Source organism: Phyllobacterium myrsinacearum (genome assembly GCF_014138285.1).
Classification (GTDB): Bacteria; Pseudomonadota; Alphaproteobacteria; order Rhizobiales; family Rhizobiaceae; genus Phyllobacterium; species Phyllobacterium myrsinacearum_A.
The window spans coordinates 77461-95365 of sequence record NZ_JACGXN010000002.1 but is presented as its reverse complement, the minus strand read 5'-3'; the positions used below and the strand labels follow the sequence as shown (position 1 = coordinate 95365).

At 56.5% G+C, this 17905-nt stretch carries 18 protein-coding genes and 1 pseudogene; 5 read left to right on the top strand and 14 right to left on the bottom strand.

Features of this window, described 5'->3' with window-relative positions; all coding sequences use genetic code 11:
• The first annotated feature begins 392 nt into the window (after nt 1-392).
• Complete coding sequence (gene cml, locus FHW16_RS10065; RefSeq protein ID WP_182549077.1) at nt 393-1598, top strand: CmlA/FloR family chloramphenicol efflux MFS transporter; 1206 nt, start codon at nt 393-395, stop codon at nt 1596-1598.
• On the opposite strand, the gene FHW16_RS28830 is transcribed toward cml, so the two are convergent.
• On the bottom strand, nt 1595-1981 hold the full coding sequence (locus tag FHW16_RS28830) for a VOC family protein (protein ID WP_348643880.1): 387 nt from the start codon (nt 1979-1981) through the stop codon (nt 1595-1597). The two genes, cml and FHW16_RS28830, sit on opposite strands and share 4 nt — an antisense overlap.
• A 24-nt stretch (nt 1982-2005) precedes the next feature.
• A pseudogene (locus tag FHW16_RS10060) lies at nt 2006-2518 on the bottom strand (hypothetical protein); the annotation flags it as partial.
• A 304-nt stretch (nt 2519-2822) separates the two neighbouring features.
• Here FHW16_RS10060 and FHW16_RS10055 point away from each other — a divergent pair.
• From FHW16_RS10055 to FHW16_RS10045, 3 genes are all read left to right on the top strand, one after another.
• Nucleotides 2823-3668 (top strand): MetQ/NlpA family lipoprotein, encoded by an 846-nt coding sequence (locus FHW16_RS10055; protein WP_182549076.1) that lies wholly within the window; start codon nt 2823-2825, stop codon nt 3666-3668.
• 111 nt (nt 3669-3779) lie between these two features.
• The gene (locus tag FHW16_RS10050) at nt 3780-4853 is read left to right on the top strand and encodes a methionine ABC transporter ATP-binding protein (RefSeq protein WP_182549075.1); all 1074 of its coding nucleotides are present in this window, start codon (nt 3780-3782) and stop codon (nt 4851-4853) included.
• The gene (locus FHW16_RS10045) at nt 4834-5490 is read left to right on the top strand and encodes a methionine ABC transporter permease (RefSeq protein ID WP_182549074.1); all 657 of its coding nucleotides are present in this window, start codon (nt 4834-4836) and stop codon (nt 5488-5490) included. The genes FHW16_RS10050 and FHW16_RS10045 overlap by 20 nt, the downstream gene beginning before the upstream one ends.
• Here the strand turns inward: FHW16_RS10045 and FHW16_RS10040 are convergent.
• The 7 genes from FHW16_RS10040 to trhA all read right to left on the bottom strand — a co-directional run bounded on the left by FHW16_RS10040 (nt 5487) and on the right by trhA (nt 12227).
• The gene (locus FHW16_RS10040; RefSeq protein WP_182549073.1) at nt 5487-6809 is read right to left on the bottom strand and encodes an LLM class flavin-dependent oxidoreductase; all 1323 of its coding nucleotides are present in this window, start codon (nt 6807-6809) and stop codon (nt 5487-5489) included. The genes FHW16_RS10045 and FHW16_RS10040 overlap by 4 nt on opposite strands.
• 62 nt (nt 6810-6871) lie before the next feature.
• Nucleotides 6872-7624 carry an ABC transporter permease gene (locus FHW16_RS10035; RefSeq protein ID WP_182549072.1) on the bottom strand — a complete coding sequence of 251 codons (753 nt, stop codon included), beginning with the start codon at nt 7622-7624 and terminating at the stop codon, nt 6872-6874.
• Nucleotides 7621-8562: an ABC transporter ATP-binding protein gene (locus tag FHW16_RS10030; RefSeq protein ID WP_182549071.1), complete on the bottom strand. Its 942-nt coding sequence runs from the start codon at nt 8560-8562 to the stop codon at nt 7621-7623. Before FHW16_RS10030 ends, FHW16_RS10035 begins: the two co-directional genes overlap by 4 nt.
• Nucleotides 8559-9722, bottom strand: a complete 1164-nt coding sequence (locus tag FHW16_RS10025; protein ID WP_182549070.1) for an ABC transporter permease — start codon at nt 9720-9722, stop codon at nt 8559-8561. The genes FHW16_RS10030 and FHW16_RS10025 overlap by 4 nt, the downstream gene beginning before the upstream one ends.
• A 59-nt stretch (nt 9723-9781) precedes the next feature.
• Complete coding sequence (gene osmF / locus FHW16_RS10020) at nt 9782-10693, bottom strand: glycine betaine ABC transporter substrate-binding protein OsmF (RefSeq protein ID WP_182549069.1); 912 nt, start codon at nt 10691-10693, stop codon at nt 9782-9784.
• Between the two features lie 241 nt (nt 10694-10934).
• Complete coding sequence (locus FHW16_RS10015; RefSeq protein WP_182549068.1) at nt 10935-11558, bottom strand: glutathione S-transferase family protein; 624 nt, start codon at nt 11556-11558, stop codon at nt 10935-10937.
• A gap of 12 nt (nt 11559-11570) precedes the next feature.
• Entirely contained in the window at nt 11571-12227 is a 657-nt protein-coding gene (gene trhA, locus FHW16_RS10010) for a PAQR family membrane homeostasis protein TrhA (protein WP_432652023.1), read from the bottom strand.
• A gap of 448 nt (nt 12228-12675) precedes the next feature.
• Between trhA and FHW16_RS10005 the strand changes: the two genes are divergently transcribed.
• Nucleotides 12676-13533, top strand: a complete 858-nt coding sequence (locus FHW16_RS10005) for a hypothetical protein (protein WP_182549066.1) — start codon at nt 12676-12678, stop codon at nt 13531-13533.
• A gap of 136 nt (nt 13534-13669) precedes the next feature.
• Here FHW16_RS10005 and FHW16_RS10000 read toward each other — a convergent pair whose 3' ends face one another.
• From FHW16_RS10000 to FHW16_RS09980, 5 genes are all read right to left on the bottom strand, one after another.
• Nucleotides 13670-13996 carry a hypothetical protein gene (locus FHW16_RS10000; protein WP_182549065.1) on the bottom strand — a complete coding sequence of 109 codons (327 nt, stop codon included), beginning with the start codon at nt 13994-13996 and terminating at the stop codon, nt 13670-13672.
• Nucleotides 13997-14461: 465 nt separating this feature from the next.
• Nucleotides 14462-15205 (bottom strand): GGDEF domain-containing protein, encoded by a 744-nt coding sequence (locus FHW16_RS09995; protein WP_182549064.1) that lies wholly within the window; start codon nt 15203-15205, stop codon nt 14462-14464.
• A gap of 123 nt (nt 15206-15328) precedes the next feature.
• Entirely contained in the window at nt 15329-16561 is a 1233-nt protein-coding gene (locus FHW16_RS09990; RefSeq protein WP_182549063.1) for a sensor histidine kinase, read from the bottom strand.
• Between the two features lie 2 nt (nt 16562-16563).
• Nucleotides 16564-17223 carry a hypothetical protein gene (locus FHW16_RS09985; protein WP_210278092.1) on the bottom strand — a complete coding sequence of 220 codons (660 nt, stop codon included), beginning with the start codon at nt 17221-17223 and terminating at the stop codon, nt 16564-16566.
• Nucleotides 17220-17867 carry a response regulator transcription factor gene (locus FHW16_RS09980; RefSeq protein WP_281410107.1) on the bottom strand — a complete coding sequence of 216 codons (648 nt, stop codon included), beginning with the start codon at nt 17865-17867 and terminating at the stop codon, nt 17220-17222. Before FHW16_RS09980 ends, FHW16_RS09985 begins: the two co-directional genes overlap by 4 nt.
• Nucleotides 17868-17905: the final 38 nt, after the last annotated feature.

Here is a 17905-nt window from a genome sequence, read left to right as displayed (position 1 = left end):
GATCGATGTGACAGCGTGCTACGGTTGCACCTGAGCACTGCTTGCATTTCGCCAAGTCCCGGCAAACCGACGAGATTGCGGAGACTATGCGTCATGCCAACATTGCTCGTGCGCCAGATTATTGGCGGACCGTGTTTTCTTTGTGTGCTGAAACATTAAATTTTTTCAATAATTGACCATGATGCCGGATCGCTTGACGCTGTAGAATCACAGCCCTATACCGGCAGCATCAATCGACAGAAGCAAAGTCCGATGAAAGCCGCAAAGCTCGCAACCCGATAGGCCGTAACAACCATTTTCTTCAGTTGTTGCGGCATTCAAGGCTCTCGATATCCGTTTGAGTTGGGATCACTGATCGCCGCCGAACCTCTCGTTCGCGTGGGATTTTTGCTATGCTTCACCCCAAAAATTGGGCTTATTCACTGCCGGCGGCATTGTTGCTGATGGCTCCCTTCGACCTGCTCGCTTCGCTGGGCATGGATATCTACCTGCCTGTTGTAACCCGCATGCCTGTCGTTCTGGACACGACACCTGCCGTTATCCAACTTACACTCAGTCTTTACATGATCGTTCTCGGTTGCGGGCAGCTCCTGTTTGGGCCGCTCGCTGACCGTATCGGGCGCAGACCGGTGGTGCTCGGCGGCGCTGTCTTGTTCGGCCTTGCCTCTGCAGGCCTGGCCATGACCCGTTCCGCCGAAGTCTTTATTGTGCTGCGTGTTCTTCAATCGGCAGGCGGTGCGGCGGCGCTCGTGGCAACCTTTGCCACTGTCCGTGACGTTTATGCGGAGCGGCCTGAAGGCGCCATTATCTATGGTCTGTTCGGTTCCATGCTGGCTTTTGTTCCGGCTTTCGCACCGATGATTGGTGCGCTGGTTGATCATGCATTCGGCTGGCGTGGCATTTTCTGGCTGCTTGCCGGTCTTGCGGCGCTTTCCGGGCTGCATGCGTTTCTGCGCTGGCCCGAAACACTGCCGGCGCAGACAAGGTCAGTCACACTGCGGCGCAGTTTCGTCCGGGTGCTCTCCAGCGCCGCGTTCTGGACGTATACGCTTGGCTTCAGCACTGCGATGGGGACGTTCTTTGTCTATTTCTCGACGGCACCGCGCATCCTTATGCAGGAGCTGGGTTTCTCCTCGACCACGTTCAGTCTTGTCTTCGCAACGGTTGCCCTTGTCATGATCGTGTGCAGCCGCTTCGGCGGCGTATTCGTTCGGCATTGGGGGCAACGGGGATGTCTGATCCGGGGTATGGCGCTGTTTCTGGCCGGCGGGGCGTTGCTGGCTATGGGGCAAATATTCCTGCCAACATCCGTTGTGACCTTCATGGCACCGATGTGGGTCATGGCCTGCGCCATATCACTGACCTGTGCCGTTGCGGCAAACGGTGCATTGCGTGATTTCGGTGACATTGCGGGGACCGCGACTGCCATCTACTATTTCATCCAAAGTGTCATTGTGGCTGTTGCAGGAACGCTCGCCGTAGTTCTGCTGGCACCGGCAAGTTTCTGGCCGATTGCCGTGTTCGCGACAGTCGCGGCAGGTATCACGCTGGGCATGATGAGCCTGTCCTCACGTGATGAAAAAGGGGTAACCCCTTAATCTACCGCATAATTCGCGATTTCGATCAGATTGCCGTCGGGATCGCGGATATAGACGGATCGAATGGGGCCGGTGGCGCCAGTACGGACAACCGGCCCTTCTTCGATCGTGATATCGTGCGCGCCCAGATGGGCGATGACGGCATCCAATGGTGTGCTTGCGATAAAGCAAAGGTCGCCCGATCCGGATACAGGGCTTTTTGCCTTGGGTTCATACTCGTGCCCCGCCTCATGCAAATTGATCTTCTGGTTACCGAAGCGCAGCGCCTTGCGCCCCTCGCCAAAGGTTTCCACGGTCATGCCGAGTATCGTTGAATAGAAAGTGCAGGTGCTTTCGATATTCTTGACGGTCAGGACCAGATGATCGAGCCGATCAATGGTAATCGGAGCATCTTCCGGCGCGGCCCTGTAGGAGTGCAACTCCGGATCGAGGTCGACTTCCACGACATTGGTGAAGACGGTCGTTGCAATCATGATGCCGGCAAAGGCCACAAGATTGACCAGCGTCGGCTCGTCGTAACGCGCGATCAGTCTGCTCCACAGCCTTTCCGGCACTGCGTTGGCATCGGCAACGATAGCCCTGCCGAAATCCATCAGAACGGATTCGTCCGCATCCGGGACGATGGTTTCGGGCTGTATACCGGCATCGATCAGGGCACGGCGGAAAAAGGTGACCGGCACATCCGCGTGGCTGGTCTGTGCAATGGCAAGCGACAGAAGCCAGATGGCGCGATCGGGCAGGGCCGGGCGCAACAGTTCCCGCAGGGTAAACCACTCGGCATAGATTCGATGCGCGACCGGCGAATGCAGCATGATGCGTTTCATGTTGGTCATGCGGCCGCGCAGTTGCAATTCCCGGTCATGCTCGGCACGAACATCCGGTGCAGCGTGTTCATAGACGATCGGGGAAATGCGGCTCATGGGAAATATCCGTCTGTAACAGGTTTGCGGTGGTAGCGGAGCAGGATGCCCAAAGGCATATATTTTCTGACGGTGACGCGCCATGGAAAACCCGCTGGCAGATTCATTTCCCGCCAAAACATGGGTGCGTTCCATATTCTGGAAAATTCGAGCTCCCTTTCGGGCATTTGTTGAAAGGTTTTTCGCCTGCTGCTCTGCACAAAAGATAGCCATCCCTCGCTCAAACTCTGTGCATTCGCGAATATCCGGTACGAAACAAGGCGTTTCTTTTTTAGCTATTCACACTGCCTACGGGGGCCAGAACATGACAAAAACCATAGAAAATCTCACGAATAACCGGAAAATCACGAGGCGGACGGGATTGTTCGCGCTGGTGGCTTCGGCCATAGCGATTGCCAGCTTTGCGGCACCGCAGGCATCTTTTGCCGCCGACAAATCCATCAAGGTCGGCATCACCAGTGGCGAAGACGAAGACGTCTGGAAAGTTGTCACGGCAGAAGCAGCCAAGAATGGCTTGGCGATCAAGGTTGTCGTTTTCAATGACTATACACAGCCGAACGAAGCGTTGGAGCGCGGTGACATTGACGCCAATGCTTTCCAGCACAAGCCTTATCTCGATAACCAGATCAAGACGCAAGGCTATCATATCGTGCCCGTGGGCTACACCGGTGTCTGGCCAATCGGCCTGTACTCCAAGAAGTTCGCCAAGATCGCCGAACTGCCTGAAGGCGCCGTGATCGGTGTGCCAAACGATCCCTCGAACGAAGGTCGTGCATTGCGTGTGCTTGAGGATCAGGGTGTCATCAAGCTCAAGCCGGGTACCGGCATTCTTGCAACGATCGCCGATATCGTCGAAAATCCGAAGAAGGTGAAAATCAAGGAGCTCGACGCCGGTATCGTCGGCCGTTCGGTTGAAGATCTCGACGCGGCTGTGGTCAACACGGATTGGGCCCTGAAGAGCGGCCTGACACCGGCAAACCGTATTGCCCAGGAAAAGATTGCTGACAATCCTTACCGCAACTTCATTGCCGTGAAGGCTGGACAGGAGAAAGAAGCATGGGTGAAAACCCTCGTTTCCTCCTATCAGAACGACAAGGTCAAAGCGGAATTCGATCGCGTCTATAAGGGCACGGGTATCAGCGCTTACTGATATCAGTTTCATCACAAGCCAACGAAGACAAGGCGGTTCGCAGCATAGGCAGCGGGCCGCCTTCTCGGTTGAGGCGGATGCAGTCTTGGTATTCGCCCGAGGGGAAAACACATGAACTCGCATGTTTCTGTTCCTGACGGAACGCGCGCCGTGGTCGCCGACACCGCTCAGGCCGACGATGTCGTCAGGCTCGATAACGTCAAACGGCATTTCGGCGCTACACCAGCGCTTGACGGCGTATCGCTGACCGTCCGCAAGGGTGAAATCCTCGGCATTATCGGCCGCAGCGGCGCGGGAAAATCGACGCTGATCCGCTGCCTCAATGGACTTGAGCGGCCGGAGTCCGGCTCCATCTTCGTTGAAGGCAGGCAGATTACTGGCCTCGACGAGCGTCAGCTGCAGCCTTTTCGCCGCCGCATCGGCATGATCTTCCAGCATTTCAACCTGCTGTCCGCCAAGACAGTGGAAGAAAATGTGGCGCTGCCGCTCAAGATCGAAGGCCGCCCCAGAGCCGAACGGTTCAATCGCGCGCGCGAGCTGCTGGAACTGGTCGGCCTCTCGGACAAGGCGAAAGCCTACCCGTCATCCCTGTCAGGCGGACAAAAGCAACGGGTCGGGATAGCGCGTGCGCTGGCGGCTCGACCGGCCTTGCTGCTTTCGGACGAAGCGACATCCGCGCTTGATCCTGAGACCACGCGCTCGATTCTCGCACTGCTGAAGGATATCAACCGGAAGCTTGGTCTCACCATTCTGCTGATTACGCATGAGATGGAGGTGGTTCGCTCCATAGGTGACCGCGTTGCGGTCATCGACGCCGGAAAGATCGTCGAAGAGGGGCCTGTCTGGTCGGTGTTTGCCGATCCGCAGACGGATATCACCAAAAGCCTGCTTGCCGGAATTCGCCCGCAGCTTCCGGCGCATATCGCGAGTGGCCTGTCGCCTGTTCCTGGCGGTGAGGCTGTGCTTGGCGTCGATCTTGCGGGTACGGCGGCACAGGGGACGCTGCTGGCAGATCTGCCTGTAGCGTTCCGGCTACTGCATGGCGGTGTCGATCATGTGCAGGATCAGGCAGTTGCCCGGCTGTATCTCGCTGTGCCGTCCGGTGCCCTTGATAAAGTTGTTCCGTTTCTTGAGGCCCGTTCGGCCCGTGTAGAGGTGCTTGGTTATGTCTCCGGTAATGCTTGATCTTCTCATTCAATCGGTCTGGGAGACGCTTCTGATGACGGGAGCTTCCGGGTTGATTTCGCTGGCCGCGGGCCTGCCGCTTGGCCTTGCTCTCGTGGCGACGGATCGGGGCGGCATTGCCCCCAATCCATGGCTGAACAGTGCGCTTGGCGCTGTTATCAACGCCTTTCGTTCGGTGCCGTTCATCATCCTGCTCGTGGCGCTTATCCCGGTCACGCGCTTTATTGTCGGAACGTCGATCGGGATGTGGGCGGCCATCGTGCCGCTGTCCATCGGTGCGACACCCTATTATGCCCGCATTGCCGAGGTCTCGCTTCGGGAAGTGGATCGCGGGCTCATCGAGGCGGTGCGCGCCATGGGTGGCAATCGCTGGGCAATCATTCGCGAAGTGCTGGTGCCCGAGGCCCTACCGGGCATTGTCGCCGGTTTCACGGTGACGCTGGTCACCCTGATCGGGGCATCAGCCATGGCGGGTGCAATCGGCGCCGGTGGTCTTGGCGATCTGGCCATTCGCTATGGCTATCAGCGCTTTGAAACCTCGATCATGGTTGCCGTGGTGATCGTGCTCATCGTCCTCGTCTGCGGTATTCAGTGGGTTGGCGACAGACTGGTCAAGCGGCTCGATCACCGGGTTTAGAAAAACCGATTGGCGGGGCGCTGCAGGCCGAGATTTTCGCGCAGCGTCCTGCCTTCATACTCGGTGCGGAAAATACCGCGCCGCTGCAGTTCCGGCACGACCTTTTCGACAAAATCATCAAGACCTTCCGGCAGATAGGGGAACATGACGTTGAAACCGTCAGACCCTTCTTCTTCCAGCCATTGCTGCATTTCGTCGGCAATGGTTTCCGGTGTGCCGACAAAGGCGAGACCGGCATAGCCGCCGAGCCGCTGTGCCAATTGGCGCACGGTCAGATTTTCACGGCGTGCCAGATTGACCGTACGCTCAAGACCGCTCTTGCTGGCATTGGTGTCGGCGATATCAGGCAGCGGCCCATCGGGATCGAAACCCGATGCGTCGTGACCAAGTGCAATCGACAGGGAGCCGATGGCATTGGCGTAGTGCACGAGGCTGTCGAGATGGGCGCGTTTTGCCTTGGCTTCTTCAACTGTGTCGCCCACCACGACGAAGGCACCGGGGAGAATTTTCAACTGGTCGCGCGGTCGGCCGATCTTATCCATGCGGGCTTTGATATCCGCATAGAGGCTTTGGCCATCGGCAAGGCGATAAGGCGCGGCAAACACCAGTTCGGCGGTTTCGGCTGCGAGCTGACGTCCGGGTTCCGATGAGCCTGCCTGCACGATCACGGGCCACCCCTGCACGGGCCGGGCTATGTTGAGAGGACCTCTTACCGACAGGAATTCGCCCTTGTGATCAAGGACGTGCATACGCTCGGGGTCGAAATAGATGCCGCTCTCGGTATCGCGGACAAAAGCGTCGTCGGCAAAACTGTCCCAAAGCCCTGTGACCACATCATAGAATTCGCGCGCGCGCCGGTAGCGCTCATCGTGTTCCATATGGTCTTCCAGCCCGAAATTAAGCGCGGCATCGGGATTAGAGGTGGTGACGATGTTCCAGCCGGCGCGCCCGCCGCTGATATGGTCGAGCGAGGCGAAGCGGCGCGCAATGTGATAGGGCTCGTCAAAGGTTGTCGAAGCCGTGGCGATCAATCCGATATGCTCGGTTGCGCCAGCCAGGGCGGAAAGCAGCGTGAACGGTTCGAAGGATGTCACCGTGTGGCTGCGCTTCAGGGCTTCCACCGGCATATTCAATACGGCCAGATGGTCGGCCATGAAAAATGCGTCGAACTTGCCGCGCTCCAATGTCTGGGCGAAGCGTTTGAGATGCGCGAAATTGAAGTTTGCGTCAGCGTAAGCACCGGGATAGCGCCAGGCGCCGGTATGGATGCTGACGGGCCGCATGAAGGCGCCAAGATGCAGCTTGCGTGTCTTGCTCATCGCATGTCCTTTCACAATCCTGCTTGGGAGAACAGTCTGCCGATTGTTTCCATATGGGGTGATCAGCTTTGCTGGAGAAGGCCCATGCGACGGGAAATAAAGCTCTCTATTGCCGACAGGCCATCATAGATCAGAACAGCCAGAACACCGACGATCAGACCGCCTTGCAGGACAAAGGAAAGGTTGTTGGATTGCAGTCCGGCAATGATCACTTCGCCCAATGTTTTGGCTGCAACCGTGGAGCCGATGGTGGCTGTCGCCAGATTGATCGTCACGGAGAGGCGTATGCCGGCAAGAATGATAGGCATCGCCAGAGGCAGCTCAACTTTGAGAAGCCGCTGCCAGCCGGTCATGCCCACACCGCGCGCCGCATCGGTGACGGTCGGCGGCAAAGTGGTCAGGCCGGTCAGCGAATTCTCGAAAATCGGCAGCAATCCGTAGAGAAAGAGTGCGATCAGCGTCGGCTTTTCGCCAAATCCGACGGCGGGAACGGCGAGGGCGAGCACGGCAACGGGTGGAAATGTCTGGCCGATATTCACAAGACTGCGGGACAGCGGCAGAAATTCCACGCCGAAGGAGCGCGTGACCAGAATGGCCAGCGCAACAGCTACAATGGTTGCGCCCGCCGTTGCAATGGCGACGGTACGCAGGTGAAGCAGTGTCAACGTCAACAGGCTGCCCTGATTGTAGATGACCGGAGCATTGTTCTGCGTCAGCGGTCGAAAAACAGGTTCAAACCATTCCGGGCGCACAAGAAACACGATCAGCAGCACCAGGATGCCGATGCGCAAAATGGTGGGGAAACGCAATTTCATGCGGCTGGCCTTGATGCGCGTTTCACCAATCCTTCGACGGTGACGCGGCCAATGGCCTTGCCGGCATCATTAACGACGGGCAGTGCAGGACGGCCCGACCACAGGAGTTCGGCCAGTGCATCGCGCTGGGTGGCGGAGGCTGGAATGGCTTCGCCCTCGGCGTTACCAGGCTCGACCGCATCACCTGCGGGGCTGAGAGACAGGAAGCGGAACGGCCGGTCACCGGTGCCGACCAGTGTCGCGACGAAATCCGTTGCCGGATTGGCCAGAATTTCGGCTGGCGTCGCATATTGGAGCAGATTGCCGCCATCCATCACCGCGATCTTGTGGCCGAGATGGATCGCTTCTTCCATATCGTGGGTCACAAGAATGATGGTCGTTCCGAAGCGTTTCTGGATAGCAAGCAGATCCTCCTGCGCTTTCGAGCGTATAACAGGGTCTAGTGCGCCGAAGGGCTCGTCCATCAACAGAACGTTGGGTTCTGCCGCAAGCGCCCGGGCAACGCCGATGCGCTGCTGCTGGCCGCCGGAAAGTTCATGCGGGTAGCGCGGGCCGAACGTTTCCGGGTCAAGCTGAAACAGGGATAGCAACTCGCTCACACGGCCATCAATTCTTGCCTTGTCCCAGCTGAGAAGTTCGGGAACAACCGCGATATTCTGAGCTACGGTGCGGTGCGGGAAGAGGCCATGGCCCTGAATGGCGTAACCGATGCGGCGGCGCAGTTCGTATCCTGGGAGGGTGCGATTGTCCTCGCCATCCAGTTTGATAATGCCGGATGTCGGTTCGACCAGCCGGTTGATCATGCGCATCAATGTTGTCTTGCCTGATCCCGATGTCCCGACGATGACAGTCACGGTTCGTGGCTCGACAACGAGCGAGACATTGTTGACGACGGTTGCAGCGCCATAACGTTTGGTAATGTTCTCGATTTCAATCATGCGGACGTCCTCGAGTGAGCGGGTGAACTGAGTTCGACAGCTGCGTCGAGAATGATGGCCGCAGCAAAAGCCAGAAGAACGGTGGGGACAGCCCCAAGCAGAACCAGATCCATGGCGGTCTGGCCAATACCCTGAAACACAAAGACGCCGAAACCGCCGCCGCCAATGAGAGCAGCAATGGTGGCAAGACCAATATTCTGCACCAGAACAATGCGAACACCGGTCAGGATCACGGGAAACGCAAGGGGAAATTCCACCCTGAACAGCCGCTGCCGTTCCGTCATGCCGACACCGCGCGCGGCATCATTGGCCTGCGCCGGGACGCCTGCAAGCCCAACCACCGTATTGGCGACCACCGGAAGCAAGGAATAGAGAAACAGCGCGACGAAGGCGGGCGCCATGCCAATGCCTTTGATGCCGATCTCTGCCGCGCCAGGCACATTGGCGGCAATCCACCCAAGCGGGGCGATCATAATTCCGAACAGCGCAATGGATGGGATCGTCTGGACAATGTTGAGAACGTTGAGAACGGCGGCGCGCAGCTTCTGCACCCGATGACAAAGAATGCCGAGCGGTATGCCAATGATAACGGCGGCGGCGAGAGAGCCGAGCGCCAGCGTCACGTGTTTGCTGGCCTCCGCCCAGAAATTGTCGGCACGGGCGCTGTATTCCTTCAGGATCGACAGTTTGTCCCAGCTTCCGGAGACCAGGACAGAGCCGATGAAGGCGCCTGCCAAAATCAGAACAAGGATGCGGATGAGCGGTGTCGGACGCAAGCGGGTAAGAGAGTCCGCTGCAAGGAGGGCAAAAGCAAACAGCAGCAGCCAGAAACCGGAAGCCGGGGAAACACGCGCATAGGTGTTGCCAGGGGGAGTGAGATGCTCTGCGGCCGTACCGATCAGCAGAAACAAAGCGGCCAGGGCGGCAAAACTTGCTGCCAGCCGCAGCGTGGATGGTGTCCGGAACAGGCCGATGATAACCGCAAGGGCGACGATGGTCAGAAGTGTGGGGCCAGCCCATGAAGGCAAGGCAGCCAGCAGCGTTTGCGGCTCGCCCGCAACAATCCGGTTAGCTCGGAATGTGGCAAACGGTGCTCCAGCCACGGCGTAGCCCGTGATCAGGGCAGTCACGACACCCAGTTTGTCCAGACGCACGACCATGGTCTCCCTCTTACCGGACAGGGCGGGAAACCCGCCCTGTCTCCAGCCAAGTGTCTGATCTACTTGAGGAAGCCGTTCTTCTTCAGGAAGTCTTCCGCAACGGACTTTGCCGGTTCACCGCCAACCTGTACGCGGCCGTTGAGTTCCTGCAGCGTAACGAGATCGAGCTTTTCGAAAACCGGCTTCAGCAGACCTTCAATCTCCGGGTGTTCCTTCAAAACGGCCTCGCGAATGATCGGGGCTGGCTGGTAAACCGGCTGAACGCCCTTGTCATCCTGCAGAACGACCAGACCGGACGGAGCAATGCCGCCGTCGGTGCCGTAAACCATTGCTGCGTTGGCTCCGTTGGTCTTGTTGGCAGCAGCGGCAATCGTCGCAGCCGTATCACCACCCGAGAGCGTGATGAGCTGGTCGGATTTCAGGGTAAAGCCGTAGGTCTTCTGGAAAGCGGGCAAGGCGGCAGCCGAATTGACGAACTCGGACGAGGCCGCAAGCACGATTGTACCGCCATTGGTGACATATTTGCCAAAATCGGAAAGCGTTGTGAGCTTTTCAGCGTCTGCGACTTCCTTGCGCAGTGCGATAGCCCAGGTGTTGTTGGCGGGCGAAGGTGTCAGCCAGACAATCTTGTTGGCGTCATAGTCGAGCTTCTTTGCCGTCTCATATGCCTTGGCAGCATCTTTCCACGCGGGATCATCCGCCTTTTCGAAGAAGAACGCGGCATTGCCGGTATATTCGGGATAAATGTCGATTTCCTTGGCTGTAATCGCCTTGCGGACGATCGGCGTAGCGCCAAGCTGAATGCGGTCGGTGGTGGCGATCTTGTTGGCGTTCAGCACTGCCAGAATGATATTGCCAAGGACGCCGCCTTCGGTATCGATCTTGGATGAAACAACGACCTGTGCGCCTGCAGATCCGATAGAAAGCGCCAGAGCGAGCGCCGCGCCGAGAAAGGCTTTGCTGGTAGACATTCTTTTTGTTCCCTTTGGATATCCCGAGTTAATATGACCTTTTAATCACGATTATTGTGATCGGTCCGGGTATTTATTTTCACGAAAAGGCCCTGCAACGAAAAATCTGCAGCTTTCCGTTCAGGTGTAAGCTTGTCCTATTTTCCGTCGTGGCTCAACCCTGCCATGTCAGCATTTCTGCGCGAGATGGCAGGAGCGTTTACTGTCTGGTTGATCAAACAATCTGATGACCGGGGGCTGATCAATAATCCCGCTTGAGGATGGCCGCCAATGCCAGGTCATCGCTCACATTGTCTGCAATGGCGGAAAGCTTCGGGAAGTGCCGGGCATATTCGCTGCGTCCGGGCCGCCAGTTTCGCATGACAGCCAGATAAAGGTCGATGGCGCTGAAGTTCTCACCGAGGAACCAGGGTGCGTCGGCAACCTCTTCGACGTTCTTCCATAGGCTGAGGCGATATCGCTCAAGGCTTTTGCGGAATAGTTTCTGGTTGTCGTCATCCAGATCCCAGCGCGCGGGATCATCGCCAAATGTCGAGACGGGATATATGGCGCCCACGATATAGAGAAGCCAGCGCAGGAACTGCGAGCGACGTGGATCATTGCCCGAGGGCGTCAATTCCGCGTCCGGATAGGCATCGGCCAGATGCAGGATGATGGCGGCGCTCTCCGTCAGAACGTCGCCGTTGGGCATGATCAGTGTCGGCACCTGACCCAAAGGATTGAGCTCCAGCAGGCGTTCGCGATCCGGTCCGGGTTCAAGATAGGGGATTTGTTCGAGAACGTACGGGGCTTGCGCGCGGGTGAGGGCCAGTTCGATGATGACTGAGCCGCTGCCGGCCGATCCAATCAGCACATATTTGCTCATCTTGTTCCGCTCCTAGACGACAGCCGCGCAAATGGCGGCGAAGTGGATGCTTGCTGCAGTCAGAACAAAGGCATGCCAGATCGCATTGTGAAATGGCATCCTGTCAAGGACATGGAAGATTACGCCAAAGGAATAGACAAGGCCGCCCGCAAGGATCAGCCACAGGACTGTGGCTGAAAGCGCCATTGTCAGCTCCTGATAGGCCGCGACGCCACTCCAGCCCAAGGCCAGATAAAGCAAAATGGATAACCTGTCGAAGCGGTCAGGCTTTAAGAGCTTCAACAGTACGCCGGCTATCGCAATGGTCCAGACAGTGGAAAGCAGCCACCACGTGCCGCTCTTGGCCATGAGCGGCGTATAGGTCCCCGCTATCAGCAGGTAGATCGCCGAATGGTCGAACCGCCGCAGAAAGGCTTTGACCGGTGAAATCGGCCATATGTTGTAAATTGCCGAGAGGCCCATGGAGAGGGTGAGCGTGGCAAGATATATGGCTGTTGCCGTATAGGCTCCGAGCGTTGCCTCTTTTGTTCCGAATGCGAGCAGCAGAATCGATCCGGTGATTGTCAGCGTCACGCCCGTCATGTGAACAATCCCGTCGGCCCAGAGTTCCGCCACGGTGTAATTGCGGAAGGCAAGTGTCGGTAAGGGACGGGCGGGCGATGGGCGCAACGAAGTTTCCGTGTTCAAATAGGTTTTCCTGAGGTCGGTCCGTTGCCTCATATAACAACAAAAGACCGGGCTACGTAAATGCCTCGCCGCCGCGTCCTTGTTTCAAGGATCAATTCAGCAACTTAAGATTGATAACCCGCGTCAAAGGGCAGTCAAGCGTGTCCGATTCTTCGCGTGTGCTGGTTTTCTCTTTTGACAGGTCGTTTTCTTGTTGCTGGTCTGATATGGGTATTGTGTCAGTATTGTATCAAAACTTTGTCGTAATTATTTGAAATACTGTAATATTCTGTCAGATTTTTTGAATATTCCGTATGCGTAATTCCTATTGGTTACTTCTCCAATTTAAGCCATAATCATTTCATCACATGGGAAGACTATGGGTTTCGGGGGGAAGCCATGGTTGGTGCCAGTTTCTGAATGTGCACTGTTGAAATGAGGGAGTTCAAAAATGACTATCACCCGGAATCTTATTCTGGCCGGAATTATCGGTGCCGCATCGTTTACGGTTGTACCGGCCTATGCACTCACGGCAAAAGAATGCAGCGTGAAGTATCAGGCGGCCAAGGACGCGGGATCGCTCGGCGGCTTGAAGTGGAATGACTTCCGCAAAGCCCAGTGCGCAGACGCGTCGCCTGCGGCTGCTGCCCCTGCGACCCCGACGAAGCCTGCTGCCAAGACAACGGCTGCAGCGCCCAAGGCTGCTGCCCCTGCTGATTCAGCTGGCGGGCTGACCATGAAAGAATGTAGCGCCAAGTATCAGGCTGCCAAGACGGCAGGTACACTTGGCGGTCAGAAATGGAATGACTTCCGCAAGGCTCAGTGCAGTGGTGATGCTGCCGCTACCGCTCCAGCTGCAACACCAACCAAGGCAACCAAGACCGCCACTGCTCCGGCAGATACCAGCACCGGCGGCGGGCTGACCATGAAGGAATGCAGTGCCAAGTATCAGGCGGCGAAAACGGCCGGAACGCTGGGCGGTCTCAAGTGGAATGATTTCCGCAAGGCACAGTGCAGCTCCGGTGCGACCGCTGCTGCCACCGCGACGGATGACGACACTGCTCCGGCTCCTGATACAGCAACCTACAAGGAAGAGCCGCCAGCAGCCACGACTGCAGCGCCAAAAGGCGTGGCTTTCCCGCGCGCTGTTTCTACGAAGTTCTCAACCGAAAGTGCTGGCAAGGCCCGCATGCATACCTGCCTCGAGCAATATTATGCCAACAAGCAGAACAACACGCTTGGCGGCCTCAAGTGGATCCAGAAGGGTGGCGGTTATTACAGCCTCTGCAACACCCGTCTGAAGAGCTAACACCGAAAACGGGAGGCGGGATGGATGTCCCGCCTCTCTCCTTATGCATTGATCGGCTGCAAAACCTGTCGAACCACGGACTCATGGTGAGATTCCTGAGCTTACAGGATCACACCGCAGACAAGGCACTCCAGAGCTACCGGTTTATAGGTGGCGGTTCGATCTGCTGGTGTTCAAAAGTATGCCCGTCGCCCTGATCGAGAAAAAGCAGCGATGGGTTATGCCCCACACGCCCGACATGACTGACAATGTGAATCCGGTTATGCGCATCGCGGTGGAGCGAATAGATCAACTCCCCATCCAACCCTTTCTCCGCTCGCTTACTCTCGATGCGAAACCGCATGGTCAATGCTACCAGCCCCAGCACGAAGGCGGGCGGAACGATCAGCCATAGAATTTTGAGCCAGTCCGACAATGACTGGTATGTATCGAAGAAATCCTGCCAGAAATTGTAATCGGTCATGACGCACTCCCTTGTTTCGCGAGGAAAGTGGTCACCCGAGGTTTAGCCTCTGGTGACCGGGGAGTTAGAAAATCGCCAAGAGACGACCGCCACGGCCTTTAAGCCGAAGCTCTGGACATACGCCGAGGCCTCCCCGACCATAAGTTGAGGAGGTGCCTTTGCGGTCGACACCGACCGCTCTTGGAAGGAGTTTCTACGCCCCAAGACCGATCCGTTTCGACTGGTCTCGTCGCGGACCATAGTGGGAAAATAAAGCGGGTGAAAGGGGTTAGGGTATGAGTTTGTCTATTGATGGCTGCAAAACCTCGGGTGCGTGGTTCGACAAGCTCACCATGAGGGAAATGCAGGGCTGCAGGGAACTATTCCTGCAATCTTTGCGATTATCCGTGCAGCTTCACTCTCCCTCATGGTGAGCTTGTCGAACCATGCACGATCGTCCTGCAACGGCAATTATCCACGAAAATTCTAGCCGTAGACCACCCTGTTCCGGCCCTGATGTTTGGCGGAATAGAGATATTTATCTGCAATGGCCAGCGTCTCCTCCAGTGATTGCCCAGGTGTATGCAGGGAAATACCGATACTCACAGTGATCGTTGTCCTGTCGAGCCTGAGTTCCCTGCCGATATTGCGCGTGGCTATGAGGATTTTATGGGCGATCCAGTTGGCCCGGCCGAGATCCGCATCCGTCAGGAAGACGGTGAATTCCTCACCGCCGATCCGCGCCGCAAGATCCCGCTCACTGATACTGGACGTGATGACCCGGCCAAGCTCATGGATGACGCTATCACCCGTGGCGTGGCCGAACCGGTCGTTGATTGCCTTGAAATGATCGGCATCGATGTAGAGCAGGGCGCCAGCGCTGTCGATGGGGCGCGACGCCGTAAACAGGCGCTGCGTCTGCAGATAGAATTCGGCCCGGTTGAGCAGCCCGGTCAGGTCGTCCCGGCGGGATTCGAGATCAAGTTGCTCGGCAAGCTGCTTGAGTTTGTAATTCAGCCCGACCAGAAACGCGCCAAGCGGCAGGCTGACGAGGACAACGATGGCCGTTGTGACAGCGGCAACCCGATGGGGCGTTTCAAGGCCAATGACGAAGAATGCCGCAACAGCCAGGGTATCTGCCGATATGGTGGCCATGCCGACCATGATCGCGACCTGTTTCAACGGCGACAGCGCACCGAATTTTGTCATCCATAGATTGTAGATGTTCATTGTTACTGCCGGACAGATTGCATGCACCCGCATTCAAGCCTGAAACATATGAAGAAAGCTATGCCGGGTTCTGTCGAATTCGAACAATCCGGCTTTAACCGGGCTCGTCAGCGCAAATTTGCTCTAGCTGTCGAGCGCGTAGCTGATACGCACTGTGGTGCCCACATCCGGAACTGATGTAATTTTCAGCTTGCCTGTCATGGTTTTCACCAGTTCCATGCAGTTTGTCAGCCCGAGACCGAGATGAACGCCTGCTTTGGTCGAGAAGAACGGCTCCTTGGCTTTCGCGAGCGTGGACGGGCTCATGCCGATACCGTTGTCGGCGACAACGAGGACCAGTTGCGGGCGCTGCAGAAAGCGGCGATTGATACTGGCTCTGATCGCGATGACCGGATCAGATCGGCTGGCGACCGCATTGGTGGCGTTGCGGACCAGTTCATCAATGATGAGATGGAATTGTGAGCCCGGAATAAGCGAGTTCCGGGCGGCCTGTTCGACGTCGAGTTGCAGGTTGATCGGGCTCTTCGACACGATATCTGCAAGCAGATCCCCGAGAGGTACCTTCTTGAACTGGGTCTTGGAGTGGCCAATCATCATCAGCCCCTCGTTGATGCTTTCAAGCTCGGCAATGGTACTGCGCGCCGCATCGGTCATTTCCGAAGAGGGAATGGCATTGTTTCCCACATAACCAAGAAACAGGCGCAGTGCGGCGATCCGGGTCCGTGTCATGTGGGCAAACAGTGCAGAGAACGAGCGGATATGCTGGTCCTTGCGGCGGGCAAGAAGACTGCGCTGGTGAATCAACAGTCCTGCAAGGATAAGCGCGCCAGCGGCACCGAGCAGCTTGTTTCTGGCAACATCCGCCGCAATTGTAGCCGTTCCCTGGAGAGTGATGCTATGGGCCAACGTCGAACCGGCAGTGCGGAAAATATCCGTTTCGATGGTCTGGACGGTCTTCAGTGCCTTGCCGAACTCACTTGCCTTGATCTGGGGGGTGAGGACTGTATCTACGGTCAGGATGGTTTTCTTCAGGGACGCTATATCCGGCGCGTCAAGGAACCGGTCCGCATAGTCCAGCTGGTCCAGCGATTTGAGATTGAAATTCATGAGCGTCACTTCCTGAAGCAGACGCGGTTCAGGATCGCCTGTCTTGGTCGCCAGCATGAGATAACCCTTGATACTGGCTATCTTTTCGCGTGCCTGCGAGGCTCGAACCTGAACCTCAAAAGTTTGACTCATGATTTCGTTTGTCTGGATTCGGTACAAATCCGCTCTGACAAAGGACCAGACGCAGAGCAGCGCTGCTCCGATCAGAATAATATAGAAGAGCGGATCGAGATACTTATCCAGCTTCATGCTCAGTCAGCCGGTCGAATCGAGGTGGCAAACCATACCCATATGGAATTGCGTGCTGGAATATAGGGTTTTGGCAATTTGGAAAGTGGCCAGACAATGTAGAACGGCCCGCCGTCATCGAGAGATAAAGGTCGGAAATCCTGATCCTTCGCGCAGGCACCGCTCTCTTTGTCAGCGTCGGTGCAGGCCCGCTCAAGGGCGACGATGGGTGCAAATTCAACCACCTCTTCCATGGTAATTTTTATAATGTAGTTGTCGAAAGCAGCAACTTCGAGATTGGGTTTGTCCGCGATCTTGTACTTGGTTACCATTTCTTTCACCGACGGACCGCGGAAATGGATTTTAACGCCATTGGTCCAAGGGGTTTCCGTCACCAGATCATGCATCGGAAACTCCTTGCGGAGTTGTTCCTGATTAAAGGTGGCCAAGGCACCGCCCGACGCATCCTGCATTTGAATGACCGCAGGATCATCATTGGCAAATGATGTTCCCAAAAAGGTCGACGAGCAGAAACACAGGCCGGCGAAGAGAAGTATAACGTGTTTTCCCGCCTTGCTTATCTGTTTTTTCCGGTTGGCAGTTCCAGTGGCGAAAAGACCTCCAATTGCCGCTGCTGCCTTTAATTCATTCTTGTTATGGTGTTCCAGAGCAGTCCCCATCATAACCCCTTTGGTAGGAGCCCGGTTTTTAAAAGCTTTGCACGTGCACGTTTATAGTATTTTTCTGCCGATGCAGCATCGATATCAAAGCGGTCCCCGAGCTGTTCATATATTTCCTTGCGGCTGATTCCAGACGGTCGTTGCCGCATCCAGCCGAGTATTTCCTGTTCGCGTGGTGTGAGACCCGAATGATAGAATTCGGGGGGAGCCGTCGTTTCGTTTGAAAGCCTGACGCTGTGTCCACGTTCTGCCACCTCCTGCAGCACGTCGACCAACGCTCCGGGCCTTATATTGTTCTTGGCCAGATAGCCGACAACGCCGAGTTTCTGGCAGTGTTCCCATTCTTCATCCGTATCAGAACCTGTGACCACAAAATGAATGGCGTCAGGTGACAGTTCTATGACAACCTGCACGACATCAAAGCGATCATCCTGTGATTTTGGATCGTAGCCCGGAAGGCCCGGATCAATTACCACAAGATCGAATTGGTGTGTTTCCAGCAGATCCAGCGCAATAGTTATGTTGGCTGCGCCGTGAACAATGGACGCAGGCAAGGCTGCCTGCAATTCATGAATCAAGGCCAGTCTCATCAGATGCTGATCTTCTATGATCAGCACATGTGTATGCTTCGACGTTTGTTCCGCCATCGCCCTCACGCGTACTCCCGTTGCACGCCACCTTGCCA